This window comes from Streptomyces sp. Tue6028, from assembly GCF_002300165.1.
Lineage (GTDB): Bacteria > Actinomycetota > Actinomycetes > Streptomycetales > Streptomycetaceae > Streptomyces > Streptomyces siamensis.
Window position 1 is genome coordinate 235,932 of sequence record NZ_MLCE01000026.1, and the last position, 16,963, is coordinate 252,894.

At 70.3% G+C, this 16,963-nt stretch carries 18 protein-coding genes, 1 tRNA gene and 1 pseudogene; 19 read left to right on the plus strand and 1 reads right to left on the minus strand.

Annotated features, from left to right (window positions below; all coding sequences use genetic code 11):
- The first annotated feature begins 34 nt into the window (after positions 1-34).
- From BKI49_RS25750 to BKI49_RS25810, 13 genes are all read left to right on the plus strand, one after another.
- On the plus strand, positions 35-391 hold the full coding sequence (locus BKI49_RS25750; protein ID WP_095936648.1) for an SCO3933 family regulatory protein: 357 nt from the start codon (positions 35-37) through the stop codon (positions 389-391).
- Positions 392-393: 2 nt separating this feature from the next.
- Positions 394-1,740 (plus strand): FtsK/SpoIIIE domain-containing protein, encoded by a 1,347-nt coding sequence (locus BKI49_RS25755; protein WP_095936649.1) that lies wholly within the window; start codon positions 394-396, stop codon positions 1,738-1,740.
- 92 nt (positions 1,741-1,832) lie between these two features.
- The gene (locus tag BKI49_RS25760) at positions 1,833-2,036 is read left to right on the plus strand and encodes a hypothetical protein (protein WP_095936650.1); all 204 of its coding nucleotides are present in this window, start codon (positions 1,833-1,835) and stop codon (positions 2,034-2,036) included.
- A 5-nt stretch (positions 2,037-2,041) separates the two neighbouring features.
- On the plus strand, positions 2,042-2,221 hold the full coding sequence (locus tag BKI49_RS25765) for a hypothetical protein (protein ID WP_095936651.1): 180 nt from the start codon (positions 2,042-2,044) through the stop codon (positions 2,219-2,221).
- 74 nt (positions 2,222-2,295) lie between these two features.
- Positions 2,296-2,952: a DUF2637 domain-containing protein gene (locus tag BKI49_RS25770; protein WP_095936652.1), complete on the plus strand. Its 657-nt coding sequence runs from the start codon at positions 2,296-2,298 to the stop codon at positions 2,950-2,952.
- 19 nt (positions 2,953-2,971) lie between these two features.
- Complete coding sequence (locus BKI49_RS25775) at positions 2,972-3,163, plus strand: mobile element transfer protein (RefSeq protein ID WP_095936653.1); 192 nt, start codon at positions 2,972-2,974, stop codon at positions 3,161-3,163.
- A gap of 13 nt (positions 3,164-3,176) precedes the next feature.
- Complete coding sequence (locus BKI49_RS35410; protein ID WP_095936654.1) at positions 3,177-3,332, plus strand: hypothetical protein; 156 nt, start codon at positions 3,177-3,179, stop codon at positions 3,330-3,332.
- A 14-nt stretch (positions 3,333-3,346) separates the two neighbouring features.
- Positions 3,347-3,685, plus strand: a complete 339-nt coding sequence (locus BKI49_RS25785) for a SpdD-like protein (RefSeq protein WP_095936655.1) — start codon at positions 3,347-3,349, stop codon at positions 3,683-3,685.
- An 89-nt stretch (positions 3,686-3,774) separates the two neighbouring features.
- Positions 3,775-3,990 (plus strand): hypothetical protein, encoded by a 216-nt coding sequence (locus tag BKI49_RS25790; RefSeq protein WP_095936656.1) that lies wholly within the window; start codon positions 3,775-3,777, stop codon positions 3,988-3,990.
- Complete coding sequence (locus BKI49_RS25795; RefSeq protein ID WP_095936657.1) at positions 3,990-5,498, plus strand: DNA cytosine methyltransferase; 1,509 nt, start codon at positions 3,990-3,992, stop codon at positions 5,496-5,498. The genes BKI49_RS25790 and BKI49_RS25795 overlap by 1 nt, the downstream gene beginning before the upstream one ends.
- Before the next feature lie 11 nt (positions 5,499-5,509).
- On the plus strand, positions 5,510-6,877 hold the full coding sequence (repSA, locus tag BKI49_RS25800; RefSeq protein WP_095936658.1) for a replication initiator protein RepSA: 1,368 nt from the start codon (positions 5,510-5,512) through the stop codon (positions 6,875-6,877).
- Positions 6,878-6,888: 11 nt separating this feature from the next.
- A complete protein-coding gene (locus BKI49_RS25805) occupies positions 6,889-7,059 on the plus strand; it encodes a helix-turn-helix transcriptional regulator (protein WP_179332578.1) in 171 nt (56 codons plus the stop codon).
- Complete coding sequence (locus BKI49_RS25810) at positions 7,056-8,429, plus strand: tyrosine-type recombinase/integrase (RefSeq protein WP_095936660.1); 1,374 nt, start codon at positions 7,056-7,058, stop codon at positions 8,427-8,429. Before BKI49_RS25805 ends, BKI49_RS25810 begins: the two co-directional genes overlap by 4 nt.
- A 231-nt stretch (positions 8,430-8,660) precedes the next feature.
- Here BKI49_RS25810 and BKI49_RS25815 read toward each other — a convergent pair.
- Positions 8,661-8,732 (minus strand) — tRNA-Arg (locus BKI49_RS25815).
- Between the two features lie 165 nt (positions 8,733-8,897).
- On the opposite strand from BKI49_RS25815, the pseudogene BKI49_RS36010 reads away from it, so the two are divergent.
- The 6 genes and pseudogenes from BKI49_RS36010 to thrB all read left to right on the plus strand — a co-directional run.
- Positions 8,898-9,395, plus strand: a pseudogene (locus BKI49_RS36010) (response regulator); the annotation flags it as partial.
- Between the two features lie 650 nt (positions 9,396-10,045).
- The gene (nrtL, locus tag BKI49_RS25830; RefSeq protein WP_095936662.1) at positions 10,046-11,161 is read left to right on the plus strand and encodes an ArgS-related anticodon-binding protein NrtL; all 1,116 of its coding nucleotides are present in this window, start codon (positions 10,046-10,048) and stop codon (positions 11,159-11,161) included.
- Between the two features lie 34 nt (positions 11,162-11,195).
- Entirely contained in the window at positions 11,196-12,587 is a 1,392-nt protein-coding gene (gene lysA / locus BKI49_RS25835) for a diaminopimelate decarboxylase (RefSeq protein WP_095936663.1), read from the plus strand.
- Between the two features lie 228 nt (positions 12,588-12,815).
- Positions 12,816-14,108: a homoserine dehydrogenase gene (locus BKI49_RS25840; RefSeq protein ID WP_179332579.1), complete on the plus strand. Its 1,293-nt coding sequence runs from the start codon at positions 12,816-12,818 to the stop codon at positions 14,106-14,108.
- Between the two features lie 6 nt (positions 14,109-14,114).
- Positions 14,115-15,173 (plus strand): threonine synthase, encoded by a 1,059-nt coding sequence (thrC, locus tag BKI49_RS25845; RefSeq protein ID WP_095936664.1) that lies wholly within the window; start codon positions 14,115-14,117, stop codon positions 15,171-15,173.
- 535 nt (positions 15,174-15,708) lie between these two features.
- Positions 15,709-16,638 carry a homoserine kinase gene (thrB, locus tag BKI49_RS25850; RefSeq protein ID WP_095936665.1) on the plus strand — a complete coding sequence of 310 codons (930 nt, stop codon included), beginning with the start codon at positions 15,709-15,711 and terminating at the stop codon, positions 16,636-16,638.
- Positions 16,639-16,963: the final 325 nt, after the last annotated feature.

The window sequence follows — 16,963 nt, forward strand, 5'->3', positions numbered from 1 at the left end:
CGCCCTCCTTCGCCCCTTGAAGGGAAGTTCAATCATGCGTCAGATCCCCGTCGACACGAACGGTGCAACCTTGATGGTTGCCCAGCCCCCGCAGACGAAGATGCGCGACAAGCGCAACGGCGTGATCGCCACCGACCTCGACACCGGCCACACGCTCGTGACGGTCGACGTGCTGTTCGTGATGAACGGCAACGCCGAGGTCGTCACCATCACGGTCGCCGAGCCGGACATCTCCGGTGAGCTGGCCATGGGCACCCCGGTCGCGCTGACCGGCCTGGTCGCCCGTCCCTGGGAGAACGAGTTCAACGGCCAGAAGAAGCACGGAATCAGCTTCCGCGCGGTCGCCGTCACCTCGCTCGCCGCCGGCGCGTCGAAGCCCAAGGCGGCCTGATCATGGGCCGGTTAGTGCTCGCCGCTCTCGCGGCTCTGGTCGTGCTGGCGCTGCTGCTGAAGTGGCGCCGCCCCGCCTGGTACTGGCTGACCTTCGGCGTCCTGCTCGCCGTGCTGCGGGTGCGGCTGCGGTACGCGTCCGTGATGGAGGCCTGCCACCTCACCGTTCCGCCGCCGCGCTGGCGCCTCGCGCTGGCCCGCATGCTCAAGCGGGAGATCCCGCGTCAACAGGTGCCCCGGCTGCTGTGGCTGAGGCCCACCCGGACCGGCATCCGGCTGCGGATCCGGATGCGTCCCGGTCAGGACGCCTTCGAGTTCTCTGCCGCCGCCGACCGGCTGCGCCACTCCTTCGCCGTACATCAGGTCACCTCCCGCGAGATCAAGCCCGGTGTCGTTGAGATCGCGATGACCGGCTACGACGTCCTCAAGCGGGTGCAGATGCCTGCCAAGACCGAAAGCGGACCGTTGAAGATCCCGGTCGCGCTAGCCGAGGACGGCGTGGTGCACTACCGCGACTACCAGGAGACCCCGCACTCGGTCACCCTCGGTGCCACCAAGTCCGGCAAGTCCGTCTACCAACGTCAGGTGGTCAAGGAACTCGCTCCGCAGCGCGTCGCCCTGGTCGGTATCGACTGCAAGAACGGAGTCGAACTCGGCCCGCTCGCCCGCCGTTTCTCCGCGCTGGCCGACAACCCCGAGGACGCCGCCGATCTCCTCGAAGCGCTCGTGGCCCGGATGGACGGCATCTACGACCTGATCCGCCGGGAACAGCGGCTCAGCGCCGACATCCCCAACGCGGAGATCACCGCCGACATCTGGGGCCTGCCCGAGAAACTGCGGCCGGTGCCCGTCGTGGTCACGATCGACGAGATCGCCGAACTCGCTCTCACCTCCTCCAGGGCGGACGAGAAGCGCCGGGACCGATGCATCACCGCCCTGGTCCGCCTGGCGCAGCTCGGCCGTGCCGCCGGGATGTTCCTCGACATCTATGGGCAGCGCTTCGGCTCCGAACTTGGCAACGGCATCACTATGCTGCGCGCCCAGCTGACCGGCCGGACCGTGCACCGCGTCAACGACGAGTCGTCCGCGAAGATGGCGTTCGGTGACATCTCTGCGCACGCCGTGTTCGCCGCCACTCAGATTCCCAATACGCGGCGAGGGATGGCCGTGGTCGGCTACTCCTCCGGCGAATGGGTCCGCATTCGCACCCCGCACACCTCGATGCGCCAGGCCGTGACCGCCTGCAACCGGCACGCCCACCTCACCCCGGACCTGCCGGAACTGGCCCGCTTCAAGCCGCTGGTCGATCTCGCGCCTGTAGAGGCGGCTTCGGTGGCCAAAGCCGCCTGACCCATCCAGCTTGACCGGCCGGCGCGACCGCCTCGCGCCAAGTCCCTACCCGCTCCATGCCCAAAACCGTCGATCCGACAGGAGAGACCGCCATGTGCGAGCACATCGAGGACTTCCACCGCACGGTGCTGATGCTCGGCTCGCTGGCCGTGTACGCCGATCAGCCCGACGCCGACCATTCGTTCATCGAGGCGATCGGCCCGTCCCTGGCCTCGTCGCTGCCCGAGCCGCCGCCCGGCATGTTCCCGCCCGGCTACGACCCCACCGACGGCCCCGACTACCCCGGCCAGGGGTGAGGACGGTGGCCGCGCGCAAGCCCCGCAAAGCCACCGTGCCCGTGCCCGCTGCCAAACAGTGCGGGCCGTGCAACGGCACCGGTGAGGTTGCCCGCACCGTCCGCGTGGGTCGCACAAAGCGCCCGGTCGGCCAGCAGACCGGCATCTGCCTCGCCTGCTTCGGCACCGGCGAAGCCACCGACTGAACCCCGCCAGGGCGGGGCGGTCGGACCCGATCCCCGCCCTGCCCCGGCTCAACCCCCGCGAAGGAGGTGAAGACATGACCCGCTCGATCCGCCCGGATGCCGTACTCGTACAGGCCGTGATTGCCGGGGCGCTGTCCTTCGCCCACCTGCACGACCTTGCCTCCGCGGCCGGACAGACCGGCTGGAAGGCATGGGCCTACCCGATCAGTGTCGACCTGCTGCTGGTCGCCGCGTGGCGACGACTGCGCGCTGACGGCCCGTCCCGGCTGGCCTGGTCCTGGTTCCTGATCGCCCTTACCGCCTCGCTCGGCGCGAACGTCGCCACCGCCGGATTCCTCGATCTGGCCCACCCCCCTGCCTGGCTGCGCTTCGGCGTCGCTGGATGGCCCGCCCTCGCCTTCCTCGGCGGCACGCTGCTCGCCCACTCGTCGAACGCCGCCACGGACCGAGGGCCGGTTCCGCCGGCGCCTACAGCCCCGGCACTCGAACCCGACATCACCACCCCGGACACGAACGCGGTACCCATCGCCGCTGCCGAAGGGCCCGCGGCTCTGCCCGCTGCCGACCCGGCCCCCGCTCCCGCGGTTCCGGCCGCGCTGGTCGCGCACGCCCGCAAGGTCGCCGACGACCACCGCGCCCGCACCGGAGTCCGGATCGACACCGACACCCTGCGTGCCCGCCTCGGCGTCCCCGCCTCGCTGGCTGACGCGATCGCTGACCAACTCACCTGACCCGAAAGGAGCACCACCCATGGGCCTGTACCGGATCTACCGCGAACTGCACCGCGTCGGCACCACCACTGTCGGCAGCGGCCAGGACCGCAACGGCCACAGCTCGTACGTCGCCGCCTGCGGGACCGAGGAGTGCGGCTGGTCCAGCTCCTACGAGACCTACGCCGCCGCCATGGTCGCCGCCCAGGGCCACCGCTGCCCCGTCCGCTGAAGGGAGATCTCCCGTGTCCGTGCCGCTGTGGTTGTTCATCGCCTGCGTCGGATGGGTCGGCATCAAGCTCGTGCGCCCGCCGCTCTGGCTCGTCCTGGTCTTGCTACTCGGCGGCTACCTCCTCGCCGGCAGCTTCCTGGCCCCCGCCATCGACACCGCCACCAAGTGAAAGGAGATCAACTCGTGTTCCAGCCCCGCATCCCGGTCAACCCGACCCCGGCCAAGCAGCCGGTGCCGGTAGTCACGCCGACCGCTATCAAGCAGCCCCACCACACCCCGGCAGCTCCCTGCGGCTGCCAGCACCACACCCCAGCCCCCGTCATCCCCGCGCCGTCCCGGCCCGCCGTCCAGCTCACTCCGGTCTCTGTCGTGGCCGTCGTCGGTGGCGGTGTCGCCGTGGTCCTGGTCGTCGGTGCGGTCCTGGTCTCGCTGCTGCTCGCCGTGGCCGTCACGGGCGCCTCGCTCGCCATCTGCGCCCTGGTCATCCGCTCTCTGATCACCACCGACGCAAAGCGACGCTGACCGGCCCCCGGAGCGGCCTCTGTCGCCAAACTTCGTCCGCTCCGGGCGCCGTCCCTGTCTGATCCACTGAACCGGAAGGAAGTCTCATCATGACCGACCGCGCCCGTGCCGTGCCGCCGATCTGCCCGGACTGCCACGGCTTCGCCTCCGCCGCCGTATCCTCCGGCGGCCGCGACCGGCACGGCCACCTGCGCACCCTCACCGTCAACTGCCCGGCCTGTCACGGCACCGGCACCGTGTCCCGCTCCGTTCCTGCCCCGGTCCTCGTGGCCGTCGTCTCGGACCGGCGGGAGGTGTCCCGGTGATGCGACGCTCCCCGACCTCCCGTCCGACCTCCATCCACCTGTTCTGCGGTGCCGGGGGAGACTCCGACGGCTTCCGCCGCGCCGGCTTCGACGTCGTACTCGGCGCGAACCACTGGAACCGCGCGGTGGAGACCCATGCCGCGAACTTCCCCGAGGCCGAACACCTCTGCGTCGACCTCGACCACTACGACATGCGACGTCTGCCCAAGGCCCGCGTCCTGGTCGGCTCGCCCATCTGCACCGAGGGCAGTCCCGCCGACGGCATCAGGCGCCGCAAGGCCCCGCCCACCCCCGGACAGCTTGACCTCTTCGAGCAGGGCCCGATGCAGGATGCCGCCTGGGAACGCACCCGGGCGACCGCCTACGACATCCTCCGTGCCGCTGAGGTCCACGACTTCGACGCGGTGGTCTGCGAGAACGTGCCCCGCTTCGCGACCGCCTGGCCGCTGTTCGTCTGGTGGCTGCACGGCATGGAGATCCTCGGCTTCCGACACCAGGTCGTCTCCGTGTCCGCCGCACACGTGGGAGGCGCGGACAACCCGCACGCCCCGCAATGGCGGGATCGCATCTTCATCGTCTTCACCCGCACCCAGATGCGCGCCCCCAACCTCGACCTGCGCCCGCCTGCGTGGTGCCCCGGCTGCGAGAAGGACGTAACGGCGGTGCAGTCATGGCGCAACGGCCGCACCATCGGCAAGTACCGCCAGCAGTACGACTACCGCTGCCCTAACGCCACCTGCCGGTACCGCATCGTCGAGCCCTACGTGCGCCCGGCAGCGAGCGCAATCAACTGGGACGACCCTGGCATCAGGATCGGCGACCGTGCCGCCCACGGCCGCGGACCCCTCGCAGACGCAACCCTCCGCAAGATCCACCTTGGCCTGGCCAAACACCGCGTCCCGTCCGTGGTCACCGTCAACCACTCCGACGCCGGGGACGGCCGCGCCTTCCCCGCCCTGGCCGCGCCGCTGCCCACCCGCACGGTCCGCATCGGCGACGGCATCGCCATCCCGCCCCTGCTCGTCCCGGCCGGCGGAAGCTGGAACACCGACGCGGTTCCGGTCACCGTGCCCATGCACACCCGCACCACCCGCGACAGCGAAGCCCTCCTGGTACCGGCCCCGTTCATCACCGAACATCGCGGCGGAGGCTCCACCACACGGGGCATCGGCGACCCGCTCGCCGCGATCACCGCCGGGGGCAACCACCACGGCCTCGTCATCCCCTACCGCAAGGGCACCCCGACCACGACCGCCGTCCCGCTGCACACCATCGCCACCCGCGAATCCGCCGCCCTGGTCCTCGGCGCCGACGACACCCCGGGACAGATCGACGTCGAGGACTGCTACTTCCGGATGCTGTCCGCCCGCGAACACCTGCGCGCCCAGCGCTTCACCGACGACTACACCGTCCTCGGCCACGGCGGTGAGCAGACCAAACAGGCCGGAAACGCCGTCCCTGCCAACGTCGCCCAATGGATTGCCACCGCCCTCCTGGAGGTGCTGTGACATCTGACCTGATGATGGACCCGGCAACCCTCGCCGACGTGCTGCGGGTGGCCGGATCGCCTGGCTTCGACCGCTGGCAAGACCAGATCCGCCGCACCGGAGGATGCGCCAACCCCATCCATCTGACCGGCTGGGCCCTCACCAAGGACCGCACGACCGGCAAGACCCTGCGCCACTACAGCACCGAGCATGAGCCCGGTGGCCGCCTCCGCATCGCCTGCGGCAACCGCCGCGCCTCCCGCTGCCCGGCCTGCGCCTGGACCTACGCCGGAGACACCTACCACCTCATCCGCGCGGGTCTGGCCGGCGACGACCGCTACGACATCCCGTCCACAGTCCGCGAGTGCCCGCGCGTCTTCGCCACCTTCACCGCCCCCTCGTTCGGGCCCGTGCACAACCGGCCCGCACACGGGCACTGCCGTTGCGGCATCCAGCACGCCGACGACGATCCCGCGCTCGGCACCGCGCTCGACCCGGTGACCTACGACTACGCGGGCGCAGTCCTCTTCAACAACCATGCCGGGGAGCTGTGGCACCGCTTCGCCAAGCGCCTCCGCCGCGAGATCGCCGCACGCGCTGGACTGACACAGCGCGAACTCGCCGACACCTGCCGCGTCTCCTACGGCAAGGTCGCCGAGTTCCAGAAACGCGGTGCCGTGCACTTCCACGCGATCATCCGTCTCGACGGACCCGACGGCCCCGAAGATCCGCCGCCGTCCTGGGCCACCACCGCGCTCCTTGACGATGCGATCCGTGCCGCCGCCGTCCACCCCTACGCCACGGTCACCGCCCCGGCTGCCGGGGACCAACCGGCCCGCACCTTCCGCTGGGGCCGACAGCTCGACGTTCGCCCCGTCAAGGCGTTCGGCGACGGAACGGACCTGACAGAGCAGGCGGTCGCCTCCTATGTCGCCAAGTACGCCACCAAGGCAGCCGAGTCGACAGGCACCCTCGATCGCCCCATCGGCAACCGCGAAGCCGCAACCCTCCTCGGCGTCCCCGACCACGCCCGCCGCCTTATAGATGCCTGCTTCGACCTCGACCCCCTCTACCCCGACCGCCGGTTACGCGCCTGGGCGCACATGCTCGGCTTCCGCGGCCACTTCAGCTCCAAGTCCCGCCGCTACTCCACCACCCTCGGCGAACTCCGCCAGACCCGCGCCAACTACCGCGCCCTGCAGGAACGCCAAGAACTCGGCCTCGACGACCGCGAGCCGGAAACCGTGCTCGTCCTCGCCTCCTGGCAATACGCCGGACACGGCCACACCCCCGGCGAATCCGCCCTCGCCGCGTCGATCGCCCGTGACCTCCAGCTCAACCGCGAAACAGCCCGCGAAGCCCTACGAGGCGAGCTCGCCATGGAAGGGGCGCACCTGTGAGGGACGAACTGATGACGGTTCCGGAGATTCTCAACGAGTTGGGGAAGGTCTCGCGGCGCACCTTCTACCGCTGGCGGGAGCTGGGGCAGGCACCAAAGGCCCTGAAGCTGCCCAACGGCGAACTGCGGGTGTGGCGAAGCGACTTCACCGCGTGGCTGCGTGAGCGGGAGGAAGCCGCGTGAAGTCTCTGAACGTGAAGATTTGGGGGGTTCGCAAGCGTGCCTCGAAGCGGCCTTCCTACAACGTGCGTTGGTCGGTGGCCGACAGGGTCTTTTCCGAGACTTTCCGGACTAAAGCTCTGGCGGATCATTACCGAACCAAGCTCGTGGTCGCCGCGCGTGACGGTGAGGAATTCGACGATGTCACGGGTCTTCCGGATTCGATGGCGGAGAAGAAGGCCGAGCTGACCTGGTACACCTTCGCCTTGAAGTACCTGGCGATGAAGTGGCCGCATGCCGCGCCGAACACCCGTGACGGGATCAATGAATCACTGGCTTCCGTGACGATCGCGCTCCTCGACGACCGCGCCGGACGGCCGAGTGCCGATTTGATCAGGCAGGCCCTGCGGAACTGGGCCTTCGTCCTGCCCGGGCCGACTGAACGGGAGGTGCCTACGGAGATCGCGAACACCCTGCATTGGATCGCCAAGGCGTCGCGCTCGTTGAATGATCTGGCCGATCCTGTGACGGCGCGCGAGGTACTCGACTCGTTCAAGGTCCGTCTCGATGGGAAGGCTGCTGCGGCCGAGACGGTACGCCGCAAGCGACGCACCTTCGTCAATGCTCTGCACTACGCCGTTGACCTCGGTGAATTCAAAGAGAATCCGCTGACGGCCGTGCGCTGGCAGAAGCCCAAGGTGTCCAGCGAGGTGGACCCGCGCGTCGTGGTGAATCCGCAGCAGGCCCTCTCACTCCTCCATGCCGTCTCCTATGTGGGCGGATATCGCAGGGCCCGCGGTCGTCGACTGGTCGGGCTCTTCGCTTGTATGTACTTCGCCGGCCTGCGGCCCGCCGAAGCTGTCGGGCTCACGGAATCCGACCTGACTCTGCCTGAGCAGGGCTGGGGCGCCGTGGTCCTACATCGGACGCGTCCGAGCGTCGGCAAGCGGTGGACGGATTCCGGAGAGAGCCACGACGACCGCGGGCTGAAGAACCGACCGGCCGAAGACGTGCGCCGCGTACCGATCCCGCCTCAACTCGTGGCGATGCTCCGTGAACACCTCGCCGTCTTCGGGACGGCTGCCGACGGACGCCTCTTCCAGAGCGAAGGTGGGGGAGTGGTCGCCTCGTCGACGTACTGGCGGGCCTGGCAGGATGCCCGCACGCTTGCCCTTCCGCCGGCCGCGGTGGCATCGCCGCTGGCGCGCCGACCGTACGACCTTCGCCACTCCGCTCTGTCGACGTGGCTCAACGCCGGCGTCGACCCGACTGAGGTAGCCGAACGGGCTGGCAACAGTGTTGAGGTCCTGCTCAGCCGGTACGCGAAGTGCCTGGACGGGAGGCAGGAGGTGGCCAACCGTCGCATCGAAGATCTTCTGAACGAGTACGACTGACCGGCGCGCGTCGCGCATCCTACGCTGGGCCCCTGGACCTCTCCGGGGGCCTGCGCCGTTTTGTGGGGTCTGACCAGGGAAAACGTTCCAAGATCCTGTCCACGAATAGTCCACAGACGCTGACATGGGGCCGCTCAGGGCGGCATACGGCTGCACAGGGCTGTAGATACGCGAAGACCCCGGCCTCAGCGTTTCCGCTGGTGACGGGGTCTTTGGGCACCTCATACAGGGTGCCCCCGGCAGGATTCGAACCTGCGCACACGGCTCCGGAGGCCGTTGCTCTATCCCCTGAGCTACGGGGGCGTGTCGGGCGCGGTGTTCGCGGCGACGGGTAGAACCCTACCAGCTCTTTCGGGGGTGATTGCCATGGGTTTTGGTGGTCGGAGGCGTCGTGTTGTGAGGGGGGGGTGGGCAGGCTGGGGGTGTCCGGGCGGGCCGGCCGGGGGAGGGGCGCGCGTCCCCCAGGGGGTGGAAGTCGGGAAAACCCGGACGCGGCGGTGGGTGCGGACCTACTCTCGAGTTGTGCCAGGCGCGTCCGGTCGGGTGCTTGTTGTGGACGACAACAAGGTCATCCGGCAGCTGATCAGGGTCAACCTCGAACTGGAGGGTCTCGAGGTCGTGACCGCGGCCGACGGTGCCGAATGTCTGGACGTCATTCATCAGGTGCGGCCCGATGTCGTCACCCTCGACGTCGTGATGCCCCGGCTCGACGGTCTCCGGACCGCCGCCCGCCTCCGTGCCGACCCCCGCACGCGGAACGTGCCCCTCGCCATCGTCAGCGCCTGCACCCAGCACGAGGTCGAAAGCGGTCTCGACGTCGGCGTCGACGCCTTCCTCGCGAAGCCGTTCGAGCCCTCCGAACTCGTACGGCTCGTCCGGCAGTTGATGGATCGGCGTGAGTCCGACCGCGAGCGTGCCATGAGTGGGGGGAGCCGCGAGGGGAGTGCGGGCAGCAGTCGTGAGGGCGGCTCACCCGACCCGGCCTTCGAGGACCCCTCCTTCGACGCGGATCCCTTCGGCGGGCGCCCCTTCGACGACGCCTTCGGGGCGGGCGGCGGGCCCGACGCCGGCCTCGGCCTCGACGAAACCGAGCGCGCCGGACGTGCCGGGCACTGACCGAGGGTTCCGGTATCCGGTTGTTCTGATCAGCGCCCCACCCCGCCCCGTCCCGTCCTGATCAGTGGTCCTTGCTCTGATCCGCACCGCCGTCCTGATCATCCCCGGTGACCCCGGTGACCCCGGTGACCCCGGTGACCCCGGTGACCCCGGTGACCCCGGTGACCCCAGAGACTCCGGTGGCGCCCGTGGCCCCAGAGACTCCCGTCACCCCAGAGCCCCAGCCACACCACGCCGCCCGTACGGCCAAGAATCCGTCCCCCCGGCCCCGGCCCCAACCCGCCGCGAGCCCAGCCCCCCACTCCCACGAGGACACCCCACCACCCGACCGCACCACGCCGACCGTACGGCCAAGAATCCGGCCCCCGACCCTGACCCCGGCCCCACCCCCCGACCGCACCCGACCCCGTCCACACCCCACCCCCTCACCCCGTCCACATCCCGGACCCCACCCCAAACCCATTAGCCTCCCCACCCCCCTCCTCCCATACGCTTGTCCCGTGACCCCCGTCGAGCTGTCCCGGACCGTGCTGTGCGCGGTGCGGCGTGCTGTCGATTCGGGGGAGCTGAGTGTGGCCGTGCCCGCACGGGTCTTGGTGACGGTGCCGGGGCCCGGAGGGTGCGGGGACTACGCGACCAACGTCGCGTTGCAGCTCGCGCGGCCCGCCGGGCGGCCCGCGCGGCAGGTCGCCGAGATCCTGCGGCCGCACATCGGCGGCGCCGCCGGCGTCGCGGGCGTCGAGATCACCGGACCCGGTTTCCTGAACATCAGCCTCGGCCGCGAGGCCTCCGCCGCCCTGGTGGCGGAGGTGCTGGCACAGGGCGCCGGGTACGGACACGGCGACGCCCTCGCCGGACAGGTCGTCGAGCTGCGCGTGCCGTTCGACACCCGTGCCGAGGTCGTCGCCGACGCGCTGGTACGGATCGTCGCCACCCAGGGCGGTCGCGTCGAGGTCCGGCACGTCGAGTCGGGGAACCCCCGGTCGGTGCTCGCACCAGAGCATCGGGGGGTACGAGTCGCCGGCCCCCAGGAGGCCCACCCCGAGCCACGCCACCCCGAGGTGCGGCAAGCCGAGGTGCGGCACCCGGAGCCCCGCCACCCCGAGCCGGTGAACCTGCGCCCCGTACCCGCCCCGGAGGACCCCGCCCCACTGGGCACGGACGCCGCCCGCTGGGCCCTGCTGCACCCCGCACCGCACGACCGGCCCCGGATCAGCGCGGATCACCTCGTCCAGCGCGAGAGCAACCCTCTCTTCCGGGTCCGTTACGCCCATGCCCGCACCCGGGCCCTGCTTCGGAACGCCGCGGCGCTCGGCTACACCGGCGCCCCCGGCGACGTACGCGATCTGGACCGGGCCGGGGACCTGCTCGGCGCCCTCGCCGAGTACCCGCACGCCCTGCGCGTCGCCGCGGCCGACCGCACCCCCGACCGGCTCGCCCGGCACCTCGTCGTCACCGCCGATGCCCTGCTCGCCGTCCAGCACACCGTGCTGCCGGTCGGCGACGAGAAACCCATGGCCGCCCACCGTGCCCGGCTCGCGCTCGCCGACGCCGCCGGGACGGTGCTGGCCGGCGGCCTGACCCTGCTCGGCATCAGCGCACCCGACCACCTCTGACTGCCTCAGACACCGCAGAAAGCCGACACCTGAGATGAGCCGTTCCGCACACCCCGCCGGGCCCCGTCACGCCGATGTGCTTCCCGAGGGCCACTACACCGCGCCGCCCGCCGACCTCAACGCCCTCGACCCGAAGGTCTGGTCCCACACCGTGACCCGTACGGCCGACGGGGTCGTCAGTGTCGGCGGCATCGAAGTCACCCGGCTCGCCGAGGAGTTCGGCACGCCCGCCTACTTCCTGGACGAGGCCGACTTCCGGGAGCGCGCCCGCGCCTGGCGCACCGCGTTCGGGCACGACGCCGACGTCTTCTACGCGGGCAAGGCATTCCTGTCGCGTGCCGTCGTGCGCTGGCTGCACGAGGAGGGCCTCAACCTCGACGTGTGCTCGGGCGGCGAGCTGGCCACCGCGCTCTCGGCCGGCATGCCCGCCGACCGCATCGCGTTCCACGGCAACAACAAGTCGGAGACCGAGATCCGCGCGGCGATCGAGGCCGGGGTCGGGCGCATCGTCCTCGACTCCTTCCAGGAGATCGTGCGGGTCTCGCACATCGCGCAGTCGCTCGGCAAGCGCCAGCGGGTGCAGATCCGCGTCACCGTGGGCGTCGAGGCGCACACCCACGAGTTCATCGCCACGGCGCACGAGGACCAGAAGTTCGGCATCGCGCTCGCCGACGGGCAGGCCGCGGAGGCGGTGCGCCGGGCCCTGAATCTGGACGGGCTCGAACTCGTCGGGATCCACAGCCACATCGGTTCGCAGATCTTCGACATGGCGGGCTTCGAGGTCGCGGCCCGGCGCGTGGTGGGGCTGCTCGCCGCCGTCCGTGACGAGCACGGCGTCGAGCTGCCCGAGATCGACCTCGGCGGCGGTCTCGGTATCGCGTACACCAGTGAGGACGACCCGCGCGAGCCGCACGAGATCGCCAAGGCGCTGAGCGAGATCGTGACGCGGGAGTGCGAGGCCGCCAGGCTTTCGACGCCCCGGATCTCGGTGGAGCCGGGCCGGGCGATCGTGGGCCCGACCGCCTTCACGCTCTACGAGGTCGGCACGATCAAGCCCCTCGACGGGCTGCGTACGTACGTCTCGGTGGACGGGGGCATGTCCGACAACATCCGTACGGCGCTGTACGACGCCGAGTACAGCGTCGCGCTGGTGTCGCGGACCTCGGACGCCGACCCCATGCTCGTCCGTGTCGTCGGCAAGCACTGCGAGAGCGGCGACATCGTGGTGAAGGACGCCTTCCTGCCCTCCGACGTGGCTCCGGGCGATCTCATCGCGGTGCCGGCGACCGGGGCGTACTGCCGTTCCATGGCCAGCAACTACAACCACGCGCTGCGTCCGCCGGTCGTCGCCGTGCAGGACGGGGCGGCCCGGGTGATCGTCCGGCGCGAGACGGAGGAGGACCTGCTGCGCCTCGACGTGGGCTGAGCGGTGTTCGAACCGGTGTCGGTGATGTCGGCCGAGAGGTGGCCTGTCCACCCACTCGGCCGACATCGGGGGACGCCGGCTGAGAAGCTTGACCTGCGGCGGAAGATCTCCTGCGGTCCGCCGCCGTGAAAATGAAATAGACGTCTCACGATCCGGACGAAGGATAGAAACTCCAGTCCGGTGAGTGAGACTGGTCGAACCGAGAACGGTATGAGGAAACGAGGTCGGATGATGCGTACGCGTCCGCTGAAGGTGGCGCTGCTGGGCTGTGGGGTTGTCGGCTCAGAGGTGGCGCGCATCATGACGACGCACGCCGACGATCTCGCCGCCAGGATCGGAGCCCCGGTCGAGCTCGCGGGTGTCGCCGTCCGGCGCTCCTCGAAGGTCCGGGAGGGCATCGCGCCCGAGCTGGTCACCACGGACGCCACCGCGCTCGTCAAACGCGGGGACCTCGACGTCGTCGTCGAGGTCATCGGCGGCATCGAGCCCGCCCGTACGCTCATCACCACCGCCTTCGAGCACGGCGCCTCCGTCGTCTCCGCGAACAAGGCGCTCCTCGCCCAGGACGGCGCGGCCCTGCACGCCGCGGCCGACGAGCACGGCAGGGACCTCTACTACGAGGCCGCCGTCGCCGGTGCCATCCCGCTGATCCGCCCGCTGCGCGAGTCCCTCGCCGGCGACAAGATCAACCGCGTGATGGGCATCGTCAACGGAACGACGAACTTCATCCTCGACAAGATGGACTCCACCGGCGCCGGCTATCAGGAGGCCCTCGACGAGGCCACCGCGCTCGGGTACGCCGAGGCCGACCCGACCGCCGACGTCGAGGGGTTCGACGCGGCCGCCAAGGCCGCCATCCTCGCCGGGATCGCCTTCCACACGCGTGTGCGCCTCGACGACGTCTATCGCGAGGGCATGACCGAGGTCACCGCCGCGGATTTCGCCTCGGCGAAGGAGATGGGCTGCACCATCAAGCTGCTCGCCATCTGCGAGCGGGCCGCCGACGGCGGGTCGGTCACCGCGCGCGTGCACCCCGCGATGATTCCGCTGAGCCACCCCCTCGCCTCCGTGCGCGGCGCGTACAACGCCGTGTTCGTCGAGTCCGACGCGGCCGGGCAGCTCATGTTCTACGGGCCGGGTGCGGGCGGCGCCCCCACGGCCTCCGCGGTCCTCGGCGACCTGGTGGCCGTGTGCCGCAACAAGCTCAACGGCGCGACCGGACCGGGTGAGTCCGCGTACGCCGCGCTGCGGGTCTCGCCCATGGGCGACGTCGTCACCCGCTACCACATCAGCCTCGATGTGGCCGACAAGCCGGGTGTTCTCGCCCAGGTCGCCACCGTCTTCGCCGAGCACGGTGTGTCGATCGATACGGTTCGCCAGCAGGGCAAGGACGGCGAGGCCTCCCTCGTCGTCGTCACGCATCGTGCGTCCGACGCGTCCCTCACCGGGACCGTCGAGGCGCTGCGCAGCCTCGACACCGTGCGGGGTGTCGCCAGCATCATGCGGGTTGAAGGAGAGTAACCAGCAATGACCCACCAGTGGCGCGGAATCATCGAGGAGTACCGGGACCGGCTGCCGGTATCCGACAGCACGCCGGTCGTGACGCTCCGTGAGGGCGGTACGCCGCTCGTGCCCGCGCAGGTGCTCTCCGAGCGCACGGGCTGCGAGGTCCACCTCAAGGTGGAGGGCGCCAACCCGACCGGGTCCTTCAAGGACCGCGGTATGACCATGGCCATCACGAAGGCCAAGGAGGAGGGGGCGAAGGCCGTCATCTGCGCCTCCACCGGCAACACGTCCGCCTCCGCCGCGGCCTACGCGGTACGCGCCGGGATGGTGTCCGCCGTCCTGGTGCCGCAGGGCAAGATCGCGCTCGGCAAGATGGGCCAGGCCCTCGTGCACGGCGCGAAGATCCTCCAGGTCGACGGCAACTTCGACGACTGCCTCACGCTCGCCCGGTCGCTGTCCGACAACTACCCCGTGGCGCTGGTCAATTCGGTCAACCCGGTGCGTATCGAGGGCCAAAAGACCGCCGCCTTCGAGATCGTGGACATGCTCGGCGACGCGCCCGACATCCATGTGCTCCCGGTGGGCAACGCGGGCAACATCACCGCGTACTGGAAGGGGTACACGGAGTACGCCGCCGACGGTGTCGCGAAGCGGACCCCGCGCATGTGGGGTTTCCAGGCCTCCGGTTCCGCGCCCATCGTGCGCGGCGAGGTGGTCAAGGACCCGTCGACCATCGCCACCGCGATCCGCATCGGCAACCCCGCGTCGTGGAAGTTCGCGCTGGCGGCCCGGGACGAGTCGGGCGGCCTGATCGACGAGGTGACGGACCGTGAGATCCTGCGCGCCTACCGGCTGTTGGCCGCGCAGGAGGGCGTCTTCGTGGAGCCCGCGTCCGCCGCGTCCGTCGCCGGTCTGCTGAAGGCCGCCGAGCAGGGCATGGTCGACCCGGGCCAGACGATCGTCTGCACGGTCACCGGCAACGGCCTCAAGGACCCCGACTGGGCCGTCGCGGGCGCCCCGCAGCCGGTCACCGTCCCCGTGGACGCGGCGACCGCGGCGGAGCGGCTCGGCCTGGCATGACACCGTCGGCGGGGGCCGGTCCTTCCCGGTCCGCCCCCGTCGGCCGTGGTCCGGCCCGTACCGGCCACCGGGTGCAGGCCCGAAGCGGGTGTGCGCATCCGCCGGAAACAGGAGCACGCACCGGGCAGAAGTGGGTGTGTGCACCGGCCGAAAGGCGCTCGTGGCCCGACTTGGCGGAAAGCCGCCTGGCGTAAAGCCGCCACGTCGTCGCCGAAACGGCGTCGACAGGCCCGGGAAACGGGCGGATCCCCTCGGACACGGGTGGACAATCGCCAGAAGCCGACGGAAACCGCCCGACGAAGGGGGCACCCTCGTGGCAACCCGACAGGGGGTGCACAGGGGGCTTACGACACGCATCGTGCGCCTCCTGTGCGCCCTATGTCGCCACAGAACCTTCCTTCGATAGGCTGTACCGAACCCGCCCGCCGCATATGCCGCGGTGCCGCGCCGTCATTGCGGCCTCCGGGTCTTCGGTACGTATCGCAGTTCATCGAGAATCTCGCACATCACGCAGCTCAAGGAGAGTCATCGAGCGATGGCCGGTCCAGCGTTCCGCGCCGCCGCCGTCCGGGTGCGCGTCCCCGCCACCAGTGCCAACCTCGGCCCGGGTTTCGACGCCCTCGGCCTGTCACTGGGGCTCTACGACGACGTGGTCGTCCGGGTGGCCGACTCCGGGCTGCACATCGACATCGCAGGTGAGGGCAGTGACACCCTGCCCCGCGACGAGAGCCACCTCCTAGTCCGCTCCCTGCGCACCGCCTTCGACCTGCTGGGCGGACAGCCGCGCGGACTGGAGATCGTCTGCGCCAATCGCATCCCGCACGGACGGGGCCTCGGCTCCTCCTCCGCCGCCATCTGCGCCGGCATCGTCGCCGCCCGCGCGGTGACCATAGGAGGGGACACCAAGCTCGACGACAGCGCGCTGCTGGAGCTCGCCACCGAGATCGAGGGACACCCCGACAACGTCGCGGCCTGCCTGCTCGGCGGCTTCACGCTCTCCTGGATGGAGGCCGGCGCGGCCCGTGCCATCAGGATGGATCCCGCCGATTCCATCGTTCCGGTGGTTTTCGTACCGGGAAAGCCGGTCCTCACCGAGACCGCGCGCGGACTGCTGCCGCGCACCGTGCCGCACGTCGACGCCGCCGCCAACGCGGGCCGTGCCGCGCTGCTCGTCGAGGCCCTCACCCGGCGCCCCGAGCTGCTGCTGCCCGCCACCGAGGACCGGCTGCACCAGGAGTACCGGGCCCCGGCGATGCCGGAGAGCGCGGCCCTCGTGGAGCGTCTGCGCGCGGACGGAATTCCCGCGGTGATTTCCGGCGCGGGCCCCACAGTCCTCGCTCTGGCGGACCGGGCGTCGGCCGACAAGGTTGCCGATCTCGCAGGTCAGGGCTGGGCCGCCAACCGGCTGGACCTCGACGCCCAAGGGGCGAGCGTGCTGCCGCTCGCACCCGTCGGGGTCAATTGACGGCGCACGGTTGCCGGATTTGGAGAGGGGGAATGTTTGTTGGATCCGGTAGTGTTAACCTCAAGTCTGCACCCGACCCCACCATGGCGAGGTGCTTCGCGTCCCCGTCCGGGACAACCATTCTTCCGGGAGCCTCCCAAACTGCTTTGTGCCACGCATTGGGTGCTATGCGCTGAGCAGTGCTGAGCACGCTCCGGAACCGGCGTGACCGAGCCGATGACACCGCAATTCAGTGCCACGGGCCCGGAATCGTCATCACCAGATATTTCTTCCGCCGCTTTGGCGGACCACCGCCCCGGCACGGTCCACACAAGCAAGGACCAAC